4 protein-coding genes and 1 pseudogene are annotated in these 4,140 nt (G+C 72.8%); 1 reads left to right on the top strand and 4 read right to left on the bottom strand.

The window, feature by feature from the left end; genetic code table 11:
* Nucleotides 1-227 (top strand): annotated as a pseudogene (locus tag FNQ90_RS27425) (S1 family peptidase); the annotation flags it as partial.
* 106 nt (nt 228-333) lie between these two features.
* On the opposite strand, the gene FNQ90_RS14580 reads toward FNQ90_RS27425, so the two are convergent.
* From FNQ90_RS14580 to FNQ90_RS14595, 4 genes are all read right to left on the bottom strand, one after another.
* Entirely contained in the window at nt 334-1,089 is a 756-nt protein-coding gene (locus FNQ90_RS14580; protein ID WP_143617609.1) for an MBL fold metallo-hydrolase, read from the bottom strand.
* 217 nt (nt 1,090-1,306) lie between these two features.
* Nucleotides 1,307-2,503, bottom strand: coding sequence for a rod shape-determining protein RodA (gene rodA / locus FNQ90_RS14585; RefSeq protein WP_182606779.1), 1,197 nt, complete (start codon nt 2,501-2,503; stop codon nt 1,307-1,309).
* 301 nt (nt 2,504-2,804) lie between these two features.
* Nucleotides 2,805-3,755: a PLP-dependent cysteine synthase family protein gene (locus FNQ90_RS14590; protein ID WP_182606778.1), complete on the bottom strand. Its 951-nt coding sequence runs from the start codon at nt 3,753-3,755 to the stop codon at nt 2,805-2,807.
* Complete coding sequence (locus tag FNQ90_RS14595; RefSeq protein ID WP_143617614.1) at nt 3,755-4,033, bottom strand: MoaD/ThiS family protein; 279 nt, start codon at nt 4,031-4,033, stop codon at nt 3,755-3,757. The genes FNQ90_RS14590 and FNQ90_RS14595 overlap by 1 nt, the downstream gene beginning before the upstream one ends.
* Between the last annotated feature and the right edge of the window lie 107 nt (nt 4,034-4,140).

Below are 4,140 nucleotides of genomic sequence, written 5' to 3' on the forward strand. Positions count from 1 at the left end.
GTGGGGGCTCGCGGGCCGGCGCGGGGAACAGCGGCGCGGGGAACAGCGGCGCGGGAAGTGTGCCGGCGCCCTCACCGGAGCCCGATGCCGGGACCGGGACGGTGGATCGCGAGGGGGCGGACCGCGCTCCCGTCGACGGGCCGGGTGAGGGCGCCGACACCGGGGAGCCGGACACCCCGGGCACCCCGGGCCCCTCGGCGGAGGGCGAGCGGCCCCCGCGGGGCTGACCCGCGGCCGTCATCCGACCGCCGGCCCGTCCCCATGGGGGCGGCCCCGGTGCCCCGACCGGCGGTCGGGGCACCGGGGCCGGGGGCCCGGCCGGTTCGGACGGTCTCAGAAGGTGTGGACGGCGCCGGGCCGGGCCGCCTCGACCGGTCCGTCGAACACCGCCCGGGCGTCCCGGAGGTTGACCTCGGTGTCCGTCCAGGGCGGGATGTGGGTGAGCACGAGCCGACGGACGCCGGCGGCCCGGGCGCTCTCCCCCGCCTCGCGGCCGGTCATGTGGATGTCCGGGAGGTTCTCCTTGCCGTCGGTGAAGGCGGCCTCGCACAGGAACAGATCGGCGTCGCGGGCCAGGTCCTCCACCTCCCGACAGGGGCCGGTGTCGCCGGAGTAGGTGAGGACGCGCCCCTCGTGCTCCACCCGGAAGCCGTATGCCTCGACCGGGTGGCGGACCCGGGAGACGTCGATGGCCAGCGGGCCCAGCTTCAGGGACTCGCCGTGGTGGAGGGTGCGGAAGTCGAAGACCTCGCTCATCGACTTCTCGGTGGGGGTGTCCTCGTAGGCGGTGTTGAGTCGGTGCTCGGTGCCGGCCGGCCCGTACACCGGGATGGGGGCGCAGCGACCGCCCTCGTGCCGGTAGTAGCGGGCCACGAAGTAGCCGCACATGTCGATGAAATGGTCGGGGTGCAGGTGGCTGAGGACGATCGCGTCGATGTCGTACAGTCCGGTGTACTTCTGCAGTTCGCCGAGGGCGCCGTTGCCCAGATCCAGCAGCAGACGGTAGCCCTCGGCCTCGATGAGGTAGCAGGAGCAAGCCGAGTCCGCGGACGGGAACGATCCCGAGCAGCCGACAACGGTGAGCTTCATGGGCCTGGGGACCTCCGTGGTGGGGTCCAACGACTGTACGGCTGTGGTGGGCCGGACGGGCGGCACGAAGGGGGCGGTGTGGGCGGAATCACCAGCCCGGGGAGGGTGTTCGCCACCCGGCCGCCCCCCATCCCCCCGGCGGGGGAACGGTGTTCGACGGCGGGTTCGCATCGGCCGCCGGGGGGAGGTCGACCGGTGGGGCGGAACAACCGGCGGCTCAGCGTCGGGCCGTGGTTTGCAGGTGGATCGCCTGCAGCAGCCCCACCGCGATCCACACCGCGAACATCGAGGAACCGCCGTAGGACAGGAACGGCAGCGGCAGGCCGGTGACCGGCATGATCCCCAGGGACATCCCGATGTTCTCGAAGGTCTGGAAGGCGAGCCACCCGGCGATCCCGGCGGCCAGGACCGTCCCGTACAGGTCGGGGCAGTCCCGGGCGATGCGCAGGGCCCGCCACATCACCACCCCCAGCAGGAGGATGATCGTGGCGCCGCCGACGAAGCCGAGCTCCTCCCCCGCGACGGTGAAGATGAAGTCGGTGTGCTGCTCGGGCACGAATTGTCCGATCGTCTGACTGCCCTGGAAGAGCCCCATGCCGGTGAGCCCGCCGGCCCCGATCGCGATGCGCGCCTGGTGGGTGTTGTACCCCACCCCGGCGGGGTCGAGTTCGGGGTTGGCGAAGGCCGCGACCCGGTTGATCTGGTACTCGTCGAGCACCCCGAGCTGCCAGACCGCCACCGCCCCGGCGACGCCCGCCGCGATGAGCCCGAGAATCCACACCCGGTGCGCGCCGGCGGCGGTGAGCAGCGCCAGGGCGATGGCGATCAGGCCGAGGGTCTGGCCGAGGTCCGGGGTCAGCAGCACCAGCACCGCCGGCAGAGCCACCAGGACGAGCACGGCGACCACGGTGACGGCGTCCGGTGGGCACTGCTCACCGGGTCGACGACGGCTCGCCGCCTCGGCCCGGGAGGCCACCAGTGCCGCGGCGGCGAGGATGACGGCGACCTTGACCAGTTCGGAGGGTTGGAAGGCGAAGCCCCCGCCGATCTCGATCCAGCGCCGGGCGCCGTTGACCGTGCTGCCCAACGGGGTGAGGACCAGGGCGGTGAGCACGACGGAGACGCCGTAGAGCACCGGCGCCACGTCCCGCAGACGGCGGTGGCCGATCCGCACCACGAAGGCGGCCAACACCAGACCGATGAGGATGTTCAGACAGTGCCGGAGCAGGAAGTGGTACGGGTCCCCGCCGGTGAGGTGATCCCGGCCACGGGTGGCGGAGAAGACCAGGACGGTGCCCAACGCGGTCAGGGCGAGGGAGGCCAGCAGCAGCGAGTGGTCCAGCCGGCGCAGCGGTCCGTCCCGGGCGAGGAGGGCGCGCAGCGGGCGCCGACGGTCCGGCCGGCCGCCGAGCAGCGGGGGCGGACCGGCGTCCGTGGTCTCCCGACAGTACGTGCTCACCGTGCTCACCGGCCGCTCCCGCGTTCGCTGCCCGCTGGTCCTTCCCGGGGCGACGGGCCACCGGTTCCCACCGGGTGGCGGGTCGGGGGCCGGGCCGCCCGGTGGTGACTGTACGCGCGGGCGGGACGGCGTTCGGTGATCCCGCGCCCGGCGCCCGGCGGGTCCCCCGGAAGGGTGCAACCTTCGGGCACCGATCCCGGCCCCGGACACGCGTCGGGGTCCGATCCGGACGGATCGGACCCCGACGGGCGAGGGCTCAGGCCCAGAGCTGACCGTGCAGGAGTTCCACCGCCGCCTCGGTGGACTCGGCGGTGTAGACGCCGGTGGAGAGGTACTTCCATCCTCCGTCGGCGACCACGAAGACGATGTCGGCGGGGACCCCGGCGCGCACCGCCTTGCGGCCGACCCCGATCGCCGCGTGCAGCACGGCGCCCGTGGAGATGCCCGCGAAGATGCCCTCCTGCGAGAGGAGTTCGCGGGTGCGGGCGACGGCGTCGGCGGAGCCGACGGAGAACCGGGTGGTGAGGATCTCCGCGTCGTACAACTCGGGGACGAACCCCTCGTCGAGGTTGCGCAGGCCGTACACCAGGTCGTCGTAGCGCGGTTCGGCGGCGACGATCGCCACGTCCGGCTTGTGCTCGCGCAGGTAGCGGCCGACGCCCATCAGCGTGCCGGTGGTGCCCAGTCCGGCGACGAAGTGGGTGACGGACGGCAGGTCGGCGAGGATCTCCGGTCCGGTGCCGCTGTAGTGGGCCCCGGCGTTGTCGGGGTTGCCGTACTGGTAGAGCATCACCCAGTCGGGGTGCTCGGCGGCCAGTTCCTTGGCGAGCCGCACGGCGGTGTTGGAGCCGCCCGCCGCCGGCGAGGAGATGATCTCCGCGCCCCACATCGACAGCAGCTCGCGACGCTCGCGGGAGGTGTTCTCCGGCATGACGCAGACGATGCGGTAGCCCTTGAGGCGGGCCGCCATCGCCAGCGAGATGCCGGTGTTCCCGGAGGTCGGCTCGAGGATGGTGCACCCCGGGGTGAGCCGCCCCTCCTTCTCCGCCTGCTCGATCATGTGCAGGGCGGGACGGTCCTTGATCGACCCGGTGGGATTGCGGTCCTCCAGCTTGGCCCAGATCCGCACGTCCTGTGAGGGGGACAGGCGCGGGAGGCGGACCAGCGGGGTGTTGCCGACCGCCGCGAGGGGGGAGTCGAAGCGCATCAGCGCATGCCCCCGGCGACGGCCGGCAGGATCGTCACGCTGTCGCCGTCGGCCACCTTCGTGTTGATGCCGTCGAGGAAGCGCACGTCCTCGTCGTTGAGGTAGACGTTCACGAAGCGGCGCAGTTCGTCCTTCTCCACCAGCCGCTCCCGGATGCCCGGGTGGTTGGCGTCCAGGTCCGCGAACAGCTCGGAGAGGGTGGAGCCGGAGCCGGTGACGGCCTTCGCGCCGTCGGTGTAGGTGCGCAGGATGGTCGGGATGCGGACCTCGATGGCCATGATGGTCGAACTCCAGGGGTGAGGGGGCGGGGTACCCGGTTGGGCTGTGCGGTGCGATGCCGTTCGGGACTGTTCGTGCCGAGCGGCGTCGGGGATCGACGGGGGTC

The organism is Streptomyces alkaliphilus (assembly GCF_014141535.1).
In the GTDB taxonomy this organism is placed as follows: Bacteria; Actinomycetota; Actinomycetes; order Streptomycetales; family Streptomycetaceae; genus Streptomyces; species Streptomyces alkaliphilus.

Coding starts and splice junctions, on each gene's coding strand:
- FNQ90_RS14580 (WP_143617609.1), bottom strand. CDS start 1,089: ATGAAGCTCACCGTTGTCGGCTGCTCGGGATCGTTCCCGTCCGCGGAC.
- FNQ90_RS14590 (WP_182606778.1), bottom strand. CDS start 3,755: ATGCGCTTCGACTCCCCCCTCGCGGCGGTCGGCAACACCCCGCTGGTC.
- FNQ90_RS14595 (WP_143617614.1), bottom strand. CDS start 4,033: ATGGCCATCGAGGTCCGCATCCCGACCATCCTGCGCACCTACACCGAC.